This is a genomic window from Sulfurovum iocasae, assembly GCF_047716765.1.
Classification (GTDB): domain Bacteria; phylum Campylobacterota; class Campylobacteria; order Campylobacterales; family Sulfurovaceae; genus Sulfurovum.
The window spans coordinates 84,481-102,993 of the sequence record NZ_CP180410.1 but is presented as its reverse complement, the minus strand read 5'-3'; the positions used below and the strand labels follow the sequence as shown (position 1 = coordinate 102,993).

Sequence of the window (18,513 nt, the reverse complement as noted above, 5' to 3'; positions counted from 1 at the left end):
GCTTATACCCTTCTCTTCTTAGGTGGTCTACAACCATTGTGTGGAAGTGGTGTAATATCTTTTAAGAATGTTACACGGATACCTTCCGTTGCACCAATTGCTTTAACAGCAGTGTCTCTACCAGAACCAGGACCTTGAACTTTGATCCCTACTTCTTTAACACCATTCTCTTTAGCTTTTGCCATTGCATCAGCTACAGCTTCTGTTGCTGCAAAAGGAGTTGATTTTTTACTACCTTTGAAACCTAGTGCACCAGCACTGCTCCAAGAGATAACATTTCCCATTTCATCTGTTACTGTAATTACAGTGTTATTGAAAGTTGCAGCAACATATACTACAGCTTTAGCAATACTTTTTTTTGCTTTTTTCTTAGCCATTAACTACTCCTTATGCCGCGCCGACAGTTTTACGCTTACCTTTTCTAGTACGCGCATTTGTCTTTGTTTTTTGTCCACGACAAGGTAAACCTCTTCTGTGTCTAAGACCTCTATAACTACCTAGATCCATAAGTGCTTTGATATCCAAAGTTACTTTTTTTCTAAGATCACCTTCAACCATTACATGCTCTTGAATATCTTGACGAATCAATGCAGCTTGTGCATCTGTAAGTTCATGAGCTCTTGTATTATAGTCAATACCTGTTCTGTCAAGAATATCTCTTGAAGTTTTCAAACCAATACCAAAAATGTAAGTAAGTGCATACTCCATTCTCTTCTTTTGTGGTAAATCAACACCTGCAATACGTGCCATGTTTATCCTTGTCTTTGTTTATGTTTTGGATTTTTACAAATCACGCGTACGATACCCTTGCGTTTAATGATCTTACAATCATCACACATTTTTTTAACTGATGGTCTAACCTTCATTGGTTACTCCTACGATATATTTGCACCTAGAGTGTTCGTAAACACTCCTTTTTTGCGTGGATAGACGATGTATTGTCTCTCCAACCCTTGAGTAATCGGTGCGACTTAATCAAAGATTCTTCGCATAGTTTCCTAAAGCCTAATAGTTTTAGGGAGGAGGATTATATCCAAATGTTTATTAATGTTTTCTGATGTTATATATTAAGAGTGTAGAAAGTAGATAAACTTGTATAGACAAGGGGTGGAACGAGGAAAATAAAAGTTATATGCCGAAGAGTTCGACATATATACTTAAATTATTTTAAACTGCTAATATATTTAGCAAGAGCAACAATTTGTTCTCTGGAAAGGTCATCAGTCGAATCATACATCACCCGACTACTTTTGTGCATAGTGTAAGTTCCAACTTCACTATCCTGATCTCTATATGCTCTTATCCTTAGTGCCAATCTAGTTGCATCCCTACCAGCTAATGCTGGCACTTTCGCCTCAGGACTTTTTGTAGCTTTTTCACCATGACATACCGCACAGCGTTGTTTATAAATTGCTGCACCATCTATATCTTTCGATGAAAATGAACCTGACTTATTTGCCTGTACACTCTCTGCTGCCATTAAACTACCACTTGCAAGTAATGCAGCAATAATAATATTTTTCATTTTTAAACCTCCAAAATAATTAAAAATCTTTTTTCGTTTTAATTATACACATCCTAAACTTAATCCACAAGCAACATATAATTTATTTTATTTTTATTTCCACTTTCGTAGTTTATTGTGACAAGAGATACATTCACCAAGTACTTTAGTATAGCTTGAATTTGCACTATGTTTACGATCTGCCTCTATACTGCTTTTTATTTTATCCGCTAATATCAGTATATGCCCTGACTGCTGCTTTGCATAAGTTGGACTGTAATCCATTTTCCATTTAGGAGCAACCTCTACATTGGCAGTAGACTTTTTAAGATTATCTGCACCTTCAATTACCATTTTATCATCGTTAGAGAGTATACCTTTTTGGATCTGTGCCATAGCCGCCTCCATCGCTTGCATATCTTTTACTCTTTCCTCTTTACTGTATCCGTACAAGCTCATAGAAAGCACTGACATTACCATCATAGCTGTTACTGTTTTTTTCATATATTATCCTTTAAAAAAAATTTATAGCAATAAAACCCTCTGAATAGCCTAAGGCACTCATAATAGATTCTATATTACTATAGCATATTTTTATAAGATATACAAAATGATTTTAATAAATGTAGATTATACCAACATGATATCCACCTAAAGTATCAAAAGATACTAAAACAGGTAGGTATAATCTATCCAAGATTTCCAAATCATAAAAAGGATAAAAACTATGCTGGCAAGTAATATTCTATCATACAGTGACTTTTCCTCGTTCCCATCCGTCCTCGGTGGTAACGCACAAGAGAACCTAAACTACCAAAATCTTTCAACATCAATCAATCCTTCTATGGCTACTTCATCTCTAGTATAACCATAGGTACAATGCATATCTATCCTTTCAACCTATGCAGCATCTTATCTGCACTCAAGCTCACCAACATAGAGACAATTACATACGCCAAGAAGAAGTAAAGTCCTACTTCCACCTCAGCACGACTGACATCACCCTTATTCGCAGTCAGATAAACCAAGAATGTTGCTACCACAAAAACATCCACCATTGACCATTTCCCTATCATCTTAAAAAATTTTACGATACCATGTGCAAATCTACTCTCCATAAAGAGTGAGACAAAGAGTAAAGAGAGTGTTTTTACCGCCGGGATCAGTACAGAAAAGAGTAGTATGACTATCGCTACTACTGCATCACCGCTCTCGAAAAGTTTTGCTATGGAACCAATAACTCCTTTAGACTCAAAGGAAAGTACTACGTCACCCAAGTACTCCACTTCTTTATGGATAGTGACCATCATAATAGGGGTAATCAGTCCAAATACCAACGTTACCAATGCACCCAGTGAACCAAAGAAAGTAAAGGCACGTAGAGAAATTAAAAAATAGCTACCCAATATCCCAAGAAGTAACAGTATAAAATAGAGTGCATACTCCTGACTCTTCTTTTTATGAATCTCTTGTTCTGCTCTCAGTTTTGCAAGGTTCTTCTTTTTATCATTTTCATAAAACCCCAAAGAGAATGTTTCAGCAAGTTCTTTGAGTTGAAACTCTGCAAGTTTCTTTGCACTCATATGACTCACCAGCGATGCTGTTGCCTCTTCGTACGCTTTAGCCTGAGTATAGGCTTTTAAACCAAAGAAAACCATCGCAGTTAAAAGAAGTGTTAAGATCATATAGAGTATCTGTTTTTTCATAGCAAGATTATACTATACTTTATTATGAATAAAATAGAAATACTTAAACAAATAGCACTGGAAGCGGGCAAGATAGTGAAAGAAGGCTACCACGCCAGTAAAGAGATAACACATAAAGGTGTTGTTGATCTTGTCACTGAGCATGATATAAAGACAGAAAATTTCATCTTGGAAAAACTCAAAAAATATTTCCCAGACCATACACTTGTGGGAGAAGAGAGTCATCCACAGAGCGACAATGACAGTTACCATTATGATAAAGCCATATACATCGACCCCATCGATGGTACAACCAACTTCATCCATGGTATCCCTTATCTTGCTATCTCTCTAGGCGTATGGGAAAAAGGTGAACCTGTGATGGCTGTGGTCTATAACCCTATCTTGGAAGAGATGTTTTGGGCAGTCAAAGGAGAAGGGTCTTACTGTAACGAAACCAAACTTTCCGTAAGTTCACAAGAGGAACTACAACAGTCTCTCATCGCCACAGGATTCCCTTATGCCAAAGTCAACCAAGGCATAGAATACCGCTGGGTCATCAAATGTATGACAAACATCTTACCTCACATCCAAGATATACGCCGTCTAGGTGCCGCAGCTGTCGACCTCTGCTATCTAGCCCAAGGCAAAACTGAAGCCTTCTATGAAATAGACCTTAAACCATGGGATGTAGCTGGAGGGATTCTAGTGCTGCTTGAAGCAGGAGGTAAAGTCTCTAATGTTCATAATGAAAAGTTTGATTTTGATGATAAAAGTATCGTAGCCAGCAATGGAAGAGTACATGAACAGTTACTAGGGTATCTAGAACTGATCTAATACCTCAAAATAGATCAACAAAGTCTTCTGGAAAAAATTGTCATTGTCATCACTGATCATCACATAACGGTGTTTACCTACTTTAGCCAAACCTTCAAAATTATCTACATCCCAGCCTTTATGGCTATTCATTTTTGCCAGTACTTTCGTTTTACACATTTTTTTCTTACAGTTTCGGATATAAACCTTTTTAAGTGTCACAACAAAAGGATTCATCAGTCCGGTAAAAGAGCGTTCAAGGACAAGAAGATTACCATCATCCATCACCTCTATGGCAGAGATAGCACTTTTTTCTTCAGCTTCAGCTTTAAAATGCCACTCTTTTCCATTTAATGCATAAATCGTCTGCCGTTTTTTATCATCTTTTTTCAAGGGCCATTCAGCAGCTGTCAATGTACCATACTTTGGATGCCAGGCAAGGGCTTCGAGAGATTTGTTTCTACTACGGTAGTTTTTACTAGCTCTTAATTTTTTAGGTAACTTATACTGTCGGATCATATGACCATATTGATTAGAATTTTTATGAAAATAGCCTATTTTCGCTTTTCCTTCAAAAGAGATAAGCAGTCGTCCTTTACCATCAAGTGTCATCCCCTCACTGTCACGTCGCCATTTTTTAAATTTCTTAGCACTTTTTTTAGTGAGTTTTGCCGCAGCAAGAGGTTGTAGGTCTTCTATCTTTTCAGTAAACCTGGCGTTAAAAGTAAAAAGTTTTCCCTCATCACTCACAAGAAAAAGTTTTTTTACTTTTTGATAATATGCTACATCTGAAATTTCAGAAAATTTGATCCCGTCAATATGAGTAAAAGAGAGTTGTTTCTGATCAAGTATTATAATACCCATAAAACGATTTTCTTTTAAGTTAGGCGTGATATCTACGGAGGATATATTTGCTTGGAGAAGACCCAAGCAAAGTATAAAAAGAAAAACTATTCTCATTTTTCCTGAGACTCTTCAGGAAAGAAATAAACCATAATTATGATCCATGCAACAGCAACATCAATGGCAATATCCGCATAGTTAAATACTGCGAAGTTGAATCCACAGTGCCAAGCTATATAATCAACCACCCCTTCATGCACAAAACGGTCATACACATTGCCAAGTGCACCACCTATAAGTAGTCCTACAGGAAAAGCATAACGTTTAAGGTAACCCTCTTTAAATACATAGAAAAGTATACCTACAATAAGAAGACTCTGTATCCATTTAAGATAAGGTCCAATAAAAGACAACATAGAAAAGGCAACACCTTTGTTATAGTGTAACTCCAAGTCTATACATGTTCCTGCCCTATAATATCCTTCGACAAAAAGTGACTTGATATTCTGGTCTATGATAAATGTACCCAATGCTACCAGTAGGAAAACAGCAAATGCTCTCATTAAGCAAGTGCGCCTTTAAAAAACTTCTCACACTCTTCCATCATTGCATCAAGCTTCTTTTCATCTTTACCTTCAAGTAGAAGACGTATTTTATTTTCTGTTCCGGAGTATCTGAAAAGATGGCGCATTCCTGCTCCTTCAACCTTCTCTTTCAATGCATCCAGCCCTTCAATAGTATCAAAATCTCTTTTTTCATCTACCATAAGATTTACAAGTAGTTGAGGATAAGACGTATAAGGGTTAAATACTTCACTTGCTTTTTGTCCACTCTCTACAAGGTAAGCTAATGCCTGCAAGGCACTTGAGATACCATCTCCCGTCTTTGCATAATCAGAGAAGATGATATGCCCACTCTGCTCACCCCCAAAGTTGATACCCTTTTCCTGCATCATCTCAACAACATTTTTATCTCCCACCGCTGCACGGTGCAGGGTAAGACTTTGTGAAGCGAGATACTCATCCAATCCCTGGTTACTCATGACCGTAGCAACCATACCGCCACCTTTAAGTTTACCCTGATTCTTTAAGTGTACTGCAAGCACACCCATCAGCTTATCCCCATCGATCACTTCACCTTTCTCATCCACCACAACAAGTCTGTCAGCATCACCATCAAGAGCAATACCCACATCCGCACGATACTCCAATACTGCTTTAGCCAAATATTCCGGATGCAACGCTCCGCATCCTTCATTGATATTGAACCCATTTGGTTTATCTCCGAGTACTATAACATCTGCACCAAGCTCTTGAAGGATCGTAGGTCCAACAATATAACCTGCACCATTTGCACAGTCTATGACTACCCTTTTACCCCATAGTGTTGACGTTTTCGGGAAAGAGTTTTTAATATGCACGATATAACGACCGACAACATCATCAATTCTTTTAGATCTTCCTATCTCTTTACCTGTAACCTGTGCTGCTTCGATACGTGCATCATCTTCATAGATCGCTTCGATCTCTTCTTCTTTGTCACGATTTAATTTATTGCCAAACCAGTCAAAGAACTTAATACCATTATCATAATAAGGATTATGGCTTGCAGAGATCATAACACCGGCATCACAACGCATGTTCGCAGTTAAAAATGCTATGGCAGGTGTAGGCATAGGTCCTATCTGGATCACATCAAAACCGACAGCGGTCAAACCTGAAACCATAGCATTTTCAATCATGTAGCCGCTTCTTCGTGTATCTTTGCCTACCAATATTTTATTGGTTTTTGAAAATTGTTTAAAGTATATTCCCGTTGCCATTGCAAGTCTCATTGCATTTACCGCACTTACTTTCTTCCCTGCTTTTCCACGTACGCCATCTGTTCCAAAAAGTGTCAAAATAATTTCCTTAAACTTTAAATAATATTGCTAATTTTACTTAAAATAGATTAATAGTAAGAATGTTACATGGACACCATTACTGATTTTACAAAATATTTTAATTATATTAATAATTCTTTAATGTTCTTTTAGCTATCATTCGCGCACTAATTTCACTCGAAATAGCTAGGTAAATGCCTACTAAGACTTCGAGATAATACTTAAAGGAACACCAATGGCAAACAATAAATCAGCAAAAAAACGTATTTTGCAAACTGCTGTAAGAACTGAAAGAAACAGATATTACAGAACAAGAATCAAAAACATCACTAAAGCGGTACATGAAGCAGCAGCAGCAGAAGATAAAGCAGCAGCAACAGCAGCATTCACAGTAGCTAACAAACAGATCCACTCTTTAGTAAGCAAAGGTTTCATCAAAAAAACAACTGCAGCTAGAAAAGTAAGCCGTCTTCACAAAATGGTAAACAAAATAGAAGCTGCATAAGCAGTTTTTACTCTTTAGCGGTTAGTCTTTACGGCTAACCCTATTTTAATATCTTACAATCCAACATAAAGAACGCCTATGTTCAAAGAAAAACTTCAACCTTTCATCGATAGACACAACGAAATTACTAAACTTCTAAGTTCTCCAGATATTGCCAGTGATATTAGTCGAATGACAGAACTCAGCAAAGAGCAGTCAGGACTGAATGACCTCGTAGAAAAAGCAAAACTCTACATAGAAACTGCAGATGCCATAGAAGAGAATAAAGAACTTCTAGGAGATGCTGAACTGGGTGATCTTGCAAAAGAAGAACTTACAGAGCTGGAACCTATGCTTCCTGCACTGGAGAGTGAAATAAAGATACTCATGCTTCCAAAAGATAAAAATGATGACAAAAATATTTTACTTGAACTGAGAGCAGGTGCTGGTGGAGATGAAGCTGCACTTTTTGTTGCAGATGTTTTCCGTATGTATTCTCGCTATGCTGAACAAGCAGGGTGGAAGATAGAGATCATAAGTAGCAATGACGGAACAGCAGGTGGGTACAAAGAACTCATCGCTCAGATCTCCGGAGAGGGTGTATATGCACTTCTCAAGTACGAAGCAGGCATACACCGCGTACAACGTGTACCAGACACAGAAACACAAGGACGTGTTCATACTTCAGCCATCACTGTAGCTGTTATCCCTGAAGTAGATGATGTAGAAGTAGATCTCAAGCCAAATGACATCAAAATGGACGTATATCGCTCAAGTGGCTGTGGAGGTCAATCGGTTAACACTACAGACTCTGCTGTTCGGTTAACACACATTCCTACAGGAATTGTAGCTGCCATTCAAGATGAAAAGTCACAACATAAAAACAAAGCTAAGGCCATGAAAGTACTTAAAGCAAGAGTCTATGAAGCAGAACTTCAGAAGCAACTCGACGAGACTTCAAGCCAAAGAAAACTCCAAGTAGGTACTGGTTCACGTTCTGAAAAGATACGTACCTATAACTACCCTCAAAACAGACTGACAGACCATCGTATAGGGTTAACACTTTATGCCCTGGATGACATCATGAACAATGGAAACCTCAAGCTTGTATTTGAACCACTTATGGCACACGCAAGAACTGAAGCCATTAAAGAAGCTGGGCTATAATAGTAACATCTTTAAACAAAGGTAAAACAATGAATAATTTTTCATTTATTACTAATATTTTATTTTCAATACTTCTACTTTCCTCAACCATTGATGCCGTAGAACTTAACTGGGAACACAATTACGATAACGCTCTGGCAACAGCCAAAAAAGAGAAAAAGATGGTCTATCTTTTTATAGGGGCTGACCAATGCAGACATTGTGACAGGTTTAAAGAACAAACACTTTCAAATAAAGATCTTATAGAAGAGATGAAAAAAGAGTATGTGCTACTATATATGTCAAGAGATCAGCATAAGATTCCTGATAGATTTGAAAAATATGGTGTACCCATACACTATTTTTTGACTCCCGAGGGCAAGATCATTGCTGAAGTACAAGGCAGCAGAGAACTTGAAGGCTGGTATGATGTACTCGATGAAGTTGAGTTAAGAAAAGAGAAATAAATGACTACCTTTAAAAAACTGCAAGAGCACCATAACATACAAGAGCTCATAAAATCAACCTTTGACGCAGACCTTGCACTGACTGGAAACTGGGGGTGCTCAAAAGAGAAAGCAACCATTATTGAAGCCATCCCGGAGAGCATGACACTCTCTCAGCTGGAACATATGGTCACCTCCATACGTGCTTATCTTGAGATGAATATCACTCAAGAGCAAGAGAACAGATACGGTGGCATAAACGCAAATGAAAGAGCACGAGAAGAGAGCAGAAGTGAAGAAGCTGTTTTCAACAAAGTGACCTATGAAATTACTGCCATGAAAGAAGACCTCTACAGTACATTCATCAAAGAGTACAAAGAGGACTATGGCAAAGAAGATTTTGATCTAAACGAACATTTTAAAAGAAGACAAGAGGCTACACTCACCCGTGAAGTTGTGCATTACTTTGAAGTGAGCCGTGTCCAATAAGCTCCAAATAAGTGCCAAAAGGATAATATATTTGCCTATTTATACAACAAGGTATTCTCTATGGATTCTTCAAAAAGAAAATTTTTAGCACTCTCTGGCTTAACCATTGCATCTTCACTCTATGGAAGTGAAAACACAAACACTCCAAAAGAAACAACAGAAGTAAAAAACAATAAAGCTTCTATACCTGATACCACAAAGCCTAGAGTGGTTGTCTTGGGTGGGGGGTGGTCTGGACTCTCTATCGCCAAGACGGTAAAAACTTTTTCTCCGCAAGCAGATGTTGTTTTGGTTGAGAAGCGTCATGAGTTTATATCGTGTCCTGTAAGCAACCTATGGTTGGTCGACAAGGTTAAACTTGAATACATCACACACGACTACCTCCAGGCTGCACGAAACCACAACTACACCTACTTTAACGCAACGGCTATAGGCATAGACAAAAAAAATCGTATCCTCAAAACCTCTGAGGGGGATCTTGCATTTGACTACCTTGTCCTCTCTCCGGGAATAGACTACGACTACTCCAGATGGACGACAGATACGACGCTTGTAACGAGGCTAAAGCAGGAGTATCCTGCCGGGTTCATTCCTGGCTCTGAGCATATCACACTTAAAAATAAAATACATAACTTCAAGGAGGGTAACTTTATTCTTACCGTCCCTGGCGGAAACTATAGATGCCTGCCTGCTCCATATGAGAGAGCCTGTGTGATTGCTGATTATTTTAAACAGAAAAAACTGAAAGCTAAAGTCATTCTTTTGGATGAGAACAATGCAATCACCATCAAAAAGAAAGGTTTTATGTCTGCCTTTAACGAACTCTATGCAGATTATATAGAGTACATTCCAAACAGTGTCATTCAGGATATTGATCTAGATAAAAAAGTAGTTACCACTGAATTTGATGAATTCTCTTTTGCAGATGCTGCCTTTTACCCTCGCGTCAGAGGTGCAAAGATTCTAGAAACCATGGGGTTTGCAAAAGATGCCAAAGATATGATGGAAGGGAATATCAACTCCGTAACCTATGAAGTCATAGGAGAAAAGAATATATTTATTGCTGGTGATGCAAGACCAATGGGCTTTTCAAAATCGGGTAATACTTCAAATTCTGAAGGGAAATATGTTGGTAACATTATTTCACAACGCATCAACAAAGAAAAGGCACCAAGCTGGGAATCACCCATAACCATGTGTTTTTCTGCCATATCTACAAAACCTGAAAATGCTATATATATCTATACCAGATACTCTTTTGACAAAAAAGATAAAAATCCAAAGAATGTAAAATTTGTAGACTGGAAAAAGTTTAGCTTTGCAGATACAATGAGTAGCGAAAATTGGAAAAAAGATGGTGCTGTCAATGCAGACTCTATCTACTCCTGGGCTGACGCTTTATACTTTGATATGTTTGGAGCCAAATAGCCAATTACAATGATGTTTATGTAATTAGTAGGTGTATAAAGAGGGTGTTTTATGGAGTATTTGTAGCCCCATATCAGAAGATATGGGGCAATAGAAAAAGCAAGTATTACTCCTCAGTTGCCTCATTTACAGCTGCGTTCATAGCTTTTTGTGCTTTAAGAAGTACATCTTTTGATGCTTTATCTGTTACATCTATAGAACTCATCCAGTTATATACAGATGGGTAAGCAAAGTGTACGTCTTTTTCACCTTTTTTCTTATACATATAGAATACACATGGAGCGAATGCACCTGCTTCAGGGTGAGTTTTAGAGACTTCAAAGATCACCGCTACTTTACAGATTGAGTACGCGTCAAAAAAGTCATAAGTCTCATTTCCCGCTTTAGCATAATCAACGCCAAGTTTATTGTATCCTGCCAAAACAAAGCCTGCAGTTTCAAGTCCTGCTTCAAGTTCTTCTTGAAGACCTTCTAATTCATCTTCTACATCCTCACCTTCTACATCCATCTCCATGGTAAATCTCTTAATAAGATCACCTTCTGGTTTTGCTATCTTATAGTTAAGTTCTTCAAATTTACCGTTTGGCATTGCTTTTGCCAAAACATCTGCAACTTCTTTCATATAAGCAGCAAGATCAGCATTATCTGCAGGAATACCTGTCACTTTAGCAATACCATCTGCAGACATTGACGATACAGAAATAGTTTTTTCACCTTTTCTGGTAAAAATAGACATACTTAGTGGTGTGAACAGGGCAATTTCCGGATACTTTTTTGCCAATTTAGTCACAACATCTTTTTTGTGAAGTGTCATTAGATTGTAAACATCATGTGTATGTGTTTTGAACTTAGCCTCAAATGCTTTGTTCATATCATTGTTACCGGTAAGGTAAAAACCTGCATCTTTGAATGCTTTCTCAATAGTTTTTGCAGTAACTTTACCACCGTTATTGTCTGCCGTAAATATACGGATATCCTGTGCGGCATTTGCTGCAACTCCAAATGTTAGCAATACTGCTACTGCGAAACTTTTCAAGTTAATTTTCATTTTGTTTCCTTAAAGTTGATTTTCTATCAATTATCATAGCCAAAAAGCCATTATAGTTTACTTTTTCTATTCATTATGCATTGTTATAAGCTAGTGTAAATCAAAAGTGTTACATTATCTAAATTGACACAGAATTATTTATAGTCCCTTTTATTATTTTTCACCATTTCATTTTTAAGATAATTAATATTACTTTGTGTATTTTTTGTAGATGGATGTTCTTTTCCTAATGCTTTTTCCTGTATCTTCAAAGTTTTATCCAATTCATTCAATGCCTCCTGGTGTCTGCCCTGCTTGTAATACACTAAACCTATATTGTTATATGTTGTGGCAGTTGAAAGATGGTTCTTTCCTAAAACTTTTTCTCGTATTTTTAAAGCCTTGGAGTAGTAATCGAGTGACTCCTCGTATTTTCCCAGATTCTTATATACCAAACCTATATTACTATATGTAGTTGCTACTGAAGAGTGCTTCTGCCCAAAAGCTTTTTCTGATATTTTTAAAGCCTTGGAGTAATAATCAAGTGCCTCCTGGTATTTACCCTGCTTACGATATACTCCACCTATATTATTATATGTAATAGCTCTTGAAGGATGGTTCTTTCCTAACATTCTCTCTTGTATCCTCAAAGCTTCAAAATTATATTCCAATGCTTTGTCATACTCTCCAATCTTGCCAGCGTAATATCCTAGAATACCATAATCTATAGCGACATCTTTACTTAGTCTACCGTTTTCTTTCAAATCATCATCCAATTGCTTGAGAGAATATCTCAAAGCACTCTTGTAGTCACCTTTTGCTTTACATTTCTCTGCAAGAATAAAATTTGTATTATTTGCCGACAATAGTGTCATCCAGAGAAATACAACACTCATTAATATATTTTTCATTACTTATCCTTAAATTAATTTCAGTATTTTAGTATTAATATCTTTGATATTTGGTTAGTAGATAGTTGCATATGTAGTTATTTGGGATAGCCATTAATCTAAAAGATAAATATCATCACCTTCTTTAATATTTCCAGACTTTATAACCTTTGCAAAGATACCTCTGTCATCTTTAAGTAGTTTTGGCAGTTTGGCATCTATCTTTGTAAAACTTTTACAGAGTGTGCAGTGTTGACTTATCTCTAAAGTAACATTAGCTATTTTAAGTCTAGCTCCTGCTTGTAAATGGTATGGATTGTAGTCTATAAGTAGATTTTCGCCCAAGGCACCATAGGGTACATCAATACCATGGTTTTTTGCAAGCGCATAGCTGTCTAAAGAAGCGATAAGAACCGATCTCTCTATATTTTTGTTATAATGTTTGTCTTTTACGATACCTTTTGTATCCAGTAGTAACTCTGCCGTAGAGGTACGTCCATTGGCAGTAGAATAAAATAGTGAGGAAACGTTACCGACTTTAGTCATTTTTATCTACTTCTACTCTATATCATTGTAGGCTTTACTGCTAACCATCTTCAGTGTTTCAAGGAATTCGTTTTCATCCCTGTAGCCTACTTCATCATATACAAGTTCTCCATTTTGATCAAAAAACAGACAACTTGGATACATGGGGTAGCCAATTTCTTTTGCAAACTTAAGCTTGCTGACTTTAAAGCCATCAAAAGAGACAAGTCCTTCATCTCTAACATTAATATCTACAAAAATGAAATCTTTTTTTATGGCTGCTATTACCATCTCATCATCAAAAGTAAACTCTTCCATGTTAAGACAATAATTGCATCCTGTAATGTGCAAAAAAACCAAAATATGTTTATTGGTTTTTTTTGCTTCAACTACGAGTTGATCAAGATCGACGTCATTAGCAAAAGTCATGCTAACAACAGTCAAAAGCATGAGTATAAGTCTTTTAATATACACTTATTTTTATGCTTCCTCTTCTTTATCTTCTTCGTCGTCATCACTTTTTTCAGCACTGTAATCGATCAAGTCATCTTCATCATACATCTCTAGCTCTTCATAAGATCTAAAGACATTTCCTGGACTAAGAACATAGTACAGATCTTTATCTCTAAACTCATCTAGAGTAACTTCTTTTGTAATATAATCTGCGATAACACCATCTTCCATTTTTTCAAGAACTCTGTCTTTAAGCAATGCAAAGTATTGTATGGCCTCATCTGCAGCTGTCTTATCTGTGATGAATCCATGTCCTGGAACCAGTTGATTCCAATCTCTAGATTTGATTGCATTTAGTGCATTGATCTGACCAATAACAATACCGTCCCTGTTTGAAGTTACCCTACCGTTCATAACGACATCAGCAACTAAGACAACTTTATCATCCGGCAAGTAGAGGAACCAGTCTTCTTCAGAGTGTGCATATCCAACTTTGACATACTCCATCTTTACACCAGAGATCTCAAATTCAGTTGTCTCTTCAAATGACTCATCCACACGTACAAGTACTGTGTTTCTAATAGCATTCTGATAGAGTGCTTTGATCATTCTTGTTTGCATACCCGGATAGTCTTTTCCATCTATATGTCTTGGACCATAATAGTTTTCATTAATAGATTCTGGACCAATGATTTTAGCACCATGTACTTCTTTGTAATAGTTGTTCCCCAACCAGTGGTCATCATGTTCATGACTTACGATAACATGATTCACTGGCATGTCTGCAATTTTTTTCATTTCTGCATAGGCTTGTTCTGCAAACTTGTATGAAGGTCCTGTATCCCATGTTATCCACTCAGTATCACCTTTGATATAACAACTGTTTGACATATCTCCGGCATTCTCTTTTGTTGGCATTTCCATAGCACCAAAGTAACACCATACTCTTTCGCTAACCTGTACTGGCTTTAAGTTATAATCCCAGTCAGGACCTGCACCGTCACGAGACGGTACCCACTCATTAAGGATGAAGTTACCATCAACATCAAGCTTATGAGGTTCTGTAACTGTAACCGATTTATTGAAGATAAAAGGCATTGATACAACAAATGCCCCTACCAACAAAATACTCAATATACTTTTCATAAAGTATCCTTATTTAATTTTTTTCTTTCCATGTTTTTGTTTACCATGATTATCAGTAAGTACAAACTCTAACTCATCACCTTTTTTAGCACCAGTGAATGAGAATTTTACCAGTGGGTTTTCTGCCATGAATCCACTTGTAGTTGCTTCAAATACAACTTTTCCATTTGCTTTTCCAAGTATATGTGTGATGTATTCAGGTTTAATTTTCTTTTTCTCTGCTTCTTCTGTATCAGCCATGAGACTTCTAAACATTGCTTTTACTTTAACAACACCATTTTTTTCTTTTGCTTTAATTTTCATTTTTGCCATTTTGTATCCTTTTTTTATTTTTTATTTATTTTTTCTCGAGACGTGGGGTGGGAGTAAATCAACCTCCACAACCACCAATAGATACATCTATCTCTTTTGCAAGAGTATATAGTGTTCCGTCTTTAGCTTTAGCTACGATCGTAACCACAGCTGTTTGTCTCATTTTAATTCTAAATGAATAATCTACTTTTTGACCTTCTGGCACTGAAAATACTACAGTAGCAGATCTTGGGTTTGCATCTTGGAAAAGTGCAATTGTTTCAATATCTAGATCAGTAGAAAGTGAAATTGGAATTGATCCACCGTTTTCTGCAAGTTTAGGCGCTGTAAATTTGATCTTGTCTGTAGTCTTTAATTCACCCGCTCCAAACATCTCTTTAATAGCATCCGCAGATTTTTCAATCTCCCATGCTTTTGGTTTTGTCTCTCTAAAGTTTACCGCATTTAGATTTGTCATTGGTGCAAGGACTACAGCTGCTGCTACAAGTCCCAAATTTAAAAATTTTCTTCTTTCCATTATGTTTCCTTTATATTAATGTTTTTCGTTTGAATTTATCATAAATTCAACAATCTCTTTGATGTCTGCATCACTCAGATCCATGTTACCACCTTTTGGAGGCATACCACCTGTACCTTTGATAGCATTCACAAGCACTGTGTCCATACCTTTTTTCATTACAGATTCCCAAGTATTGGCATCGCCAACAGCAGGGGCACCCATAGTGTCAGTTGCATGACAAAGCTTACAAGAAGCATCATACATCTTCTCAGCTTTAGACACGCTTCCGTCTTCTGTTTCAGGTGGCAGGTCTTTTGCATATGCGTATGGAGGTACGACATCTTTCATCTCGTAACCTATTTTCATTACCTTGGCTTCAGTTTTACCATCCATACCAGGGTCTTTACAATCTTTCATACATCTTATACCCGCACCAATATTTTTAGCACGATCAGCAAAGAATGCTCTTATATCTTCCTGGGCATTAGGTCCATCGATATTTGGATAAAAACCATTCCTATTTGGAAGAACAACTTTTACAAGTTTCTCTTTATTTAAAACATACTCATCATCCATCTCTTCGCCATCGATTTCTATATCATTTTGAGCTAGTATATAGGCAGTAATAGCATAAACTTCATCATTGCTCAAAGATTTTGGATGTGCATACGGCATAGAATCTCTTATATATGTAAAGAGTGTAGTGGCTACCGGCCAGTATGTACCAACAGTTCTTTTGGGTGCATCCATACCTGGTTCTAATCTTTGATTTTTAAGCGTTTTTACAATGCCATTTTCATCTTTATCTTGATTACCGCCAGCTAGTTGCGGGTAGCCTTTTCCACCACCACCAAACTCACCGTGACAAACTGCACACTGTGCTTCATAAAGTTCATCACCAAGCTCTACTGAACCCTCACCTTCTGGTAAACCTGTACCATCTGGTAGTGCATCTATATCCCATGCTTTAATCTCATTTGCAGTAGCTGGTCTACCAAAGCTTACACCTTTAGTACTCTGCTCATTGTATTTATACGCAGTGTAGTTACCATTTTCTCTTGGGTAAGTTACACCACCGTCAATAGCTCCCGGTTTAGATTTATAGACACCAGGTGCTACAGCACTTGCAGCAGCCATAGCAAGAGTTGAACTCAATGCCAATGTCATACCAATAGTTACTAATTTACGATCTAATTTGAACATTACTTACCTCCCCCATGTCAGTTACTTTCCATGTAATGATTGCATTTCTATGATATACACCCTCAACACCAACTACAGCTTTTTCTTGATTGACTGTTGGCTGAACATTGTTAGAGTCATCATAAGAACGACTTTGCAATAATAATGGCTTACCTTCATATTTGTACATGTATGAGAATCTTGTCCAGGCTTTTGGAAGAACTAAACCTTTAAGATTCGCTTCAACCCAATTCTTTCCACCATCAAAACTAATGTCTACACCTTCAATAGTACCATGACCACTCCATGCCAAACCTTCTATTTCAACTAAATCGCCTTTCTCAAGGTCAGTCCATGGAACTTCAGGACATGGAGATGTAATGATAGAGTTTACTTCATTTGCATAGAAATGCTGTATCGCTTTTCCGCTAGCAGTTAATGCTGTATATTTAGAAGTTTCCTCTTTTGCATACCATGGCTTATCACCAAACTCTAGTCTTTTTAGCCATTTAACACAAAGGTTGGCTTCCCAACCCGGCAACATTAAACGAACCGGATAACCCTGCTCAGGACGTAATGCTTCACCATTTTGTCCCCAAACGATCATAGCATCATCCAATACTTTTTCAATAGGAACCGTTCTGCTCATCTCTGAACCATCAGATCCCTCTGCTAACATCCACTTTGCTTCTGGTTTAAGTCCAAGTTCATCAAGTATCGTTTTAAGACGAACACCTGTCCACTCTGCACAAGACATCATACCTTTTACAAACTGTAAAGTACCAAACTGTGGACCTTTCCATTCTGCTGCAGAGTTTGACGGACATTCTAGAACTAGAATTCTACTTTCACTTGGATATCTCTTGAGTTGCTCCAGTGTAAGTACGATCGGCTTCTCTACAAGTCCGTGGATCATCAGTCTAAACTTATTTGGATCAACATGTGCCACACCATTGTGTGTACGTGTAAAGTGCAATCCGTTTGGCGTGATAATACCTTTTTGCTCATGTAGCGGCGTCATAGATATAGCAGCATGCATATCTCCAGCTGAAGACATTAGCGCTGATGTTCTTCTGACAACATTATGCTCATATAGTGATGGTACACCATAAGGGTTCTTGTTACACTCATCACCTAAAGTAGTTCCCCACTTCACATGATGCATGATATTTTCATCATCAGCAAGTATTGTGCTTGGTACCAGAACACTGGTAGCAGCAACAGCACTGACAGATGCAGTTTTCTTAAAAAATTCTCTTCTGCTGACAGATGTTAATTTTTCTTCTGTTTCTCTATTCAATTTTTCTCCTTTATATTTTTAATTGTATCAACACAGCTCAAGAATAAGCTCTTTTCTTTTTGTTGATAAACACTGCAGAATCTCTTCTCCAATATCTTCTCTATCTTGCCAATCTGACTCTTCGTGAATATTAAAAAGCTTTTTAAAATATTCATAATGACTATCGCCACTTGTGACTTTAAAAAAATAAAATCTTATGAAGCTGATACCATTGATATCACTAATGGCAAATTTTTTATTCTCACTATCTTGATACACCTCCTCTTTAATGTACTTTAAAAAAAAGTCAGACTCTTTTAACCAGTTGTACAGTTGTAGATCTGAAGATTTTAAAAGATCATACGTCTTAGCCTCTTCATCATCTAATTCTATCTGATAACTGTTTTCATCCAACTCAAATCTATCTAGCTCCTCATCATAAGTGACAAGTTCAAATTTTATTTGCATATAAAAATC

26 protein-coding genes are annotated in these 18,513 nt (G+C 37.1%); 7 read left to right on the top strand and 19 right to left on the bottom strand.

Going from position 1 to position 18,513, the window contains the following annotated elements; translation table 11 throughout:
- Positions 1–2 precede the first annotated feature (2 nt).
- From rpsK to ACLHDG_RS00530, 5 genes are all read right to left on the bottom strand, one after another.
- Positions 3–377, bottom strand: coding sequence for a 30S ribosomal protein S11 (gene rpsK / locus ACLHDG_RS00550; RefSeq protein WP_415407045.1), 375 nt, complete (start codon positions 375–377; stop codon positions 3–5).
- A 10-nt stretch (positions 378–387) separates the two neighbouring features.
- A complete protein-coding gene (gene rpsM / locus ACLHDG_RS00545; RefSeq protein WP_415407044.1) occupies positions 388–750 on the bottom strand; it encodes a 30S ribosomal protein S13 in 363 nt (120 codons plus the stop codon).
- A 2-nt stretch (positions 751–752) separates the two neighbouring features.
- Positions 753–866, bottom strand: a complete 114-nt coding sequence (gene rpmJ, locus ACLHDG_RS00540) for a 50S ribosomal protein L36 (RefSeq protein ID WP_295421135.1) — start codon at positions 864–866, stop codon at positions 753–755.
- A 296-nt stretch (positions 867–1,162) separates the two neighbouring features.
- A complete protein-coding gene (locus ACLHDG_RS00535; RefSeq protein WP_415407043.1) occupies positions 1,163–1,525 on the bottom strand; it encodes a c-type cytochrome in 363 nt (120 codons plus the stop codon).
- Between the two features lie 93 nt (positions 1,526–1,618).
- Positions 1,619–2,008, bottom strand: coding sequence for a hypothetical protein (locus ACLHDG_RS00530; RefSeq protein WP_415407042.1), 390 nt, complete (start codon positions 2,006–2,008; stop codon positions 1,619–1,621).
- Positions 2,009–2,231: 223 nt separating this feature from the next.
- Here ACLHDG_RS00530 and ACLHDG_RS00525 point away from each other — a divergent pair, with 223 nt between their 5' ends.
- Positions 2,232–2,372 (top strand): hypothetical protein, encoded by a 141-nt coding sequence (locus ACLHDG_RS00525; RefSeq protein ID WP_415407041.1) that lies wholly within the window; start codon positions 2,232–2,234, stop codon positions 2,370–2,372.
- Positions 2,373–2,391: 19 nt separating this feature from the next.
- Here ACLHDG_RS00525 and ACLHDG_RS00520 read toward each other — a convergent pair whose 3' ends face one another.
- Positions 2,392–3,210: a paraquat-inducible protein A gene (locus ACLHDG_RS00520; RefSeq protein WP_415407040.1), complete on the bottom strand. Its 819-nt coding sequence runs from the start codon at positions 3,208–3,210 to the stop codon at positions 2,392–2,394.
- 24 nt (positions 3,211–3,234) lie between these two features.
- Here ACLHDG_RS00520 and ACLHDG_RS00515 point away from each other — a divergent pair, with 24 nt between their 5' ends.
- Positions 3,235–4,026, top strand: a complete 792-nt coding sequence (locus ACLHDG_RS00515; protein WP_415407039.1) for an inositol monophosphatase family protein — start codon at positions 3,235–3,237, stop codon at positions 4,024–4,026.
- Here the strand turns inward: ACLHDG_RS00515 and ACLHDG_RS00510 are convergent.
- The 3 genes from ACLHDG_RS00510 to glmM all read right to left on the bottom strand — a co-directional run bounded on the left by ACLHDG_RS00510 (position 4,012) and on the right by glmM (position 6,748).
- Positions 4,012–4,869 (bottom strand): esterase-like activity of phytase family protein, encoded by an 858-nt coding sequence (locus ACLHDG_RS00510; RefSeq protein WP_415407038.1) that lies wholly within the window; start codon positions 4,867–4,869, stop codon positions 4,012–4,014. The two genes, ACLHDG_RS00515 and ACLHDG_RS00510, sit on opposite strands and share 15 nt — an antisense overlap.
- Before the next feature lie 92 nt (positions 4,870–4,961).
- Positions 4,962–5,411, bottom strand: a complete 450-nt coding sequence (gene lspA, locus ACLHDG_RS00505; protein WP_415407037.1) for a signal peptidase II — start codon at positions 5,409–5,411, stop codon at positions 4,962–4,964.
- Complete coding sequence (gene glmM, locus ACLHDG_RS00500) at positions 5,411–6,748, bottom strand: phosphoglucosamine mutase (RefSeq protein ID WP_415407036.1); 1,338 nt, start codon at positions 6,746–6,748, stop codon at positions 5,411–5,413. The genes lspA and glmM overlap by 1 nt, the downstream gene beginning before the upstream one ends.
- A gap of 217 nt (positions 6,749–6,965) precedes the next feature.
- On the opposite strand from glmM, the gene rpsT reads away from it, so the two are divergent.
- The 5 genes from rpsT (at position 6,966) to ACLHDG_RS00475 (ending at position 10,723) form a co-directional block, all read left to right on the top strand.
- Positions 6,966–7,235, top strand: coding sequence for a 30S ribosomal protein S20 (gene rpsT / locus ACLHDG_RS00495; protein ID WP_415407035.1), 270 nt, complete (start codon positions 6,966–6,968; stop codon positions 7,233–7,235).
- 78 nt (positions 7,236–7,313) lie between these two features.
- Positions 7,314–8,381: a peptide chain release factor 1 gene (gene prfA, locus ACLHDG_RS00490; protein WP_415407034.1), complete on the top strand. Its 1,068-nt coding sequence runs from the start codon at positions 7,314–7,316 to the stop codon at positions 8,379–8,381.
- Between the two features lie 29 nt (positions 8,382–8,410).
- On the top strand, positions 8,411–8,827 hold the full coding sequence (locus tag ACLHDG_RS00485) for a thioredoxin family protein (RefSeq protein WP_415407033.1): 417 nt from the start codon (positions 8,411–8,413) through the stop codon (positions 8,825–8,827).
- Positions 8,828–9,295 (top strand): hypothetical protein, encoded by a 468-nt coding sequence (locus ACLHDG_RS00480; protein ID WP_415407032.1) that lies wholly within the window; start codon positions 8,828–8,830, stop codon positions 9,293–9,295.
- Between the two features lie 60 nt (positions 9,296–9,355).
- Complete coding sequence (locus tag ACLHDG_RS00475) at positions 9,356–10,723, top strand: FAD-dependent oxidoreductase (RefSeq protein ID WP_415407031.1); 1,368 nt, start codon at positions 9,356–9,358, stop codon at positions 10,721–10,723.
- A gap of 106 nt (positions 10,724–10,829) precedes the next feature.
- On the opposite strand, the gene ACLHDG_RS00470 is transcribed toward ACLHDG_RS00475, so the two are convergent.
- The 10 genes from ACLHDG_RS00470 to ACLHDG_RS00425 form a co-directional block, all read right to left on the bottom strand.
- Complete coding sequence (locus ACLHDG_RS00470) at positions 10,830–11,771, bottom strand: DUF302 domain-containing protein (protein WP_415407030.1); 942 nt, start codon at positions 11,769–11,771, stop codon at positions 10,830–10,832.
- A gap of 134 nt (positions 11,772–11,905) precedes the next feature.
- Positions 11,906–12,661, bottom strand: a complete 756-nt coding sequence (locus ACLHDG_RS00465) for a tetratricopeptide repeat protein (RefSeq protein WP_415407029.1) — start codon at positions 12,659–12,661, stop codon at positions 11,906–11,908.
- A 93-nt stretch (positions 12,662–12,754) separates the two neighbouring features.
- Positions 12,755–13,186 carry an MOSC domain-containing protein gene (locus ACLHDG_RS00460; RefSeq protein ID WP_415407028.1) on the bottom strand — a complete coding sequence of 144 codons (432 nt, stop codon included), beginning with the start codon at positions 13,184–13,186 and terminating at the stop codon, positions 12,755–12,757.
- A 12-nt stretch (positions 13,187–13,198) separates the two neighbouring features.
- Positions 13,199–13,639 (bottom strand): thioredoxin family protein, encoded by a 441-nt coding sequence (locus ACLHDG_RS00455; RefSeq protein WP_415407027.1) that lies wholly within the window; start codon positions 13,637–13,639, stop codon positions 13,199–13,201.
- Positions 13,640–13,645: 6 nt separating this feature from the next.
- Positions 13,646–14,764, bottom strand: a complete 1,119-nt coding sequence (locus tag ACLHDG_RS00450) for an MBL fold metallo-hydrolase (protein ID WP_415407026.1) — start codon at positions 14,762–14,764, stop codon at positions 13,646–13,648.
- 9 nt (positions 14,765–14,773) lie between these two features.
- A complete protein-coding gene (soxZ, locus tag ACLHDG_RS00445; protein ID WP_415407025.1) occupies positions 14,774–15,076 on the bottom strand; it encodes a thiosulfate oxidation carrier complex protein SoxZ in 303 nt (100 codons plus the stop codon).
- 58 nt (positions 15,077–15,134) lie between these two features.
- Positions 15,135–15,593 (bottom strand): thiosulfate oxidation carrier protein SoxY, encoded by a 459-nt coding sequence (gene soxY / locus ACLHDG_RS00440; protein WP_415407024.1) that lies wholly within the window; start codon positions 15,591–15,593, stop codon positions 15,135–15,137.
- 15 nt (positions 15,594–15,608) lie between these two features.
- Entirely contained in the window at positions 15,609–16,778 is a 1,170-nt protein-coding gene (locus tag ACLHDG_RS00435) for a c-type cytochrome (RefSeq protein ID WP_415407023.1), read from the bottom strand.
- A complete protein-coding gene (soxC, locus tag ACLHDG_RS00430) occupies positions 16,759–18,057 on the bottom strand; it encodes a sulfite dehydrogenase (protein ID WP_415407022.1) in 1,299 nt (432 codons plus the stop codon). Before soxC ends, ACLHDG_RS00435 begins: the two co-directional genes overlap by 20 nt.
- Before the next feature lie 27 nt (positions 18,058–18,084).
- Entirely contained in the window at positions 18,085–18,504 is a 420-nt protein-coding gene (locus ACLHDG_RS00425; RefSeq protein ID WP_415407021.1) for a hypothetical protein, read from the bottom strand.
- Positions 18,505–18,513 lie beyond the last annotated feature (9 nt).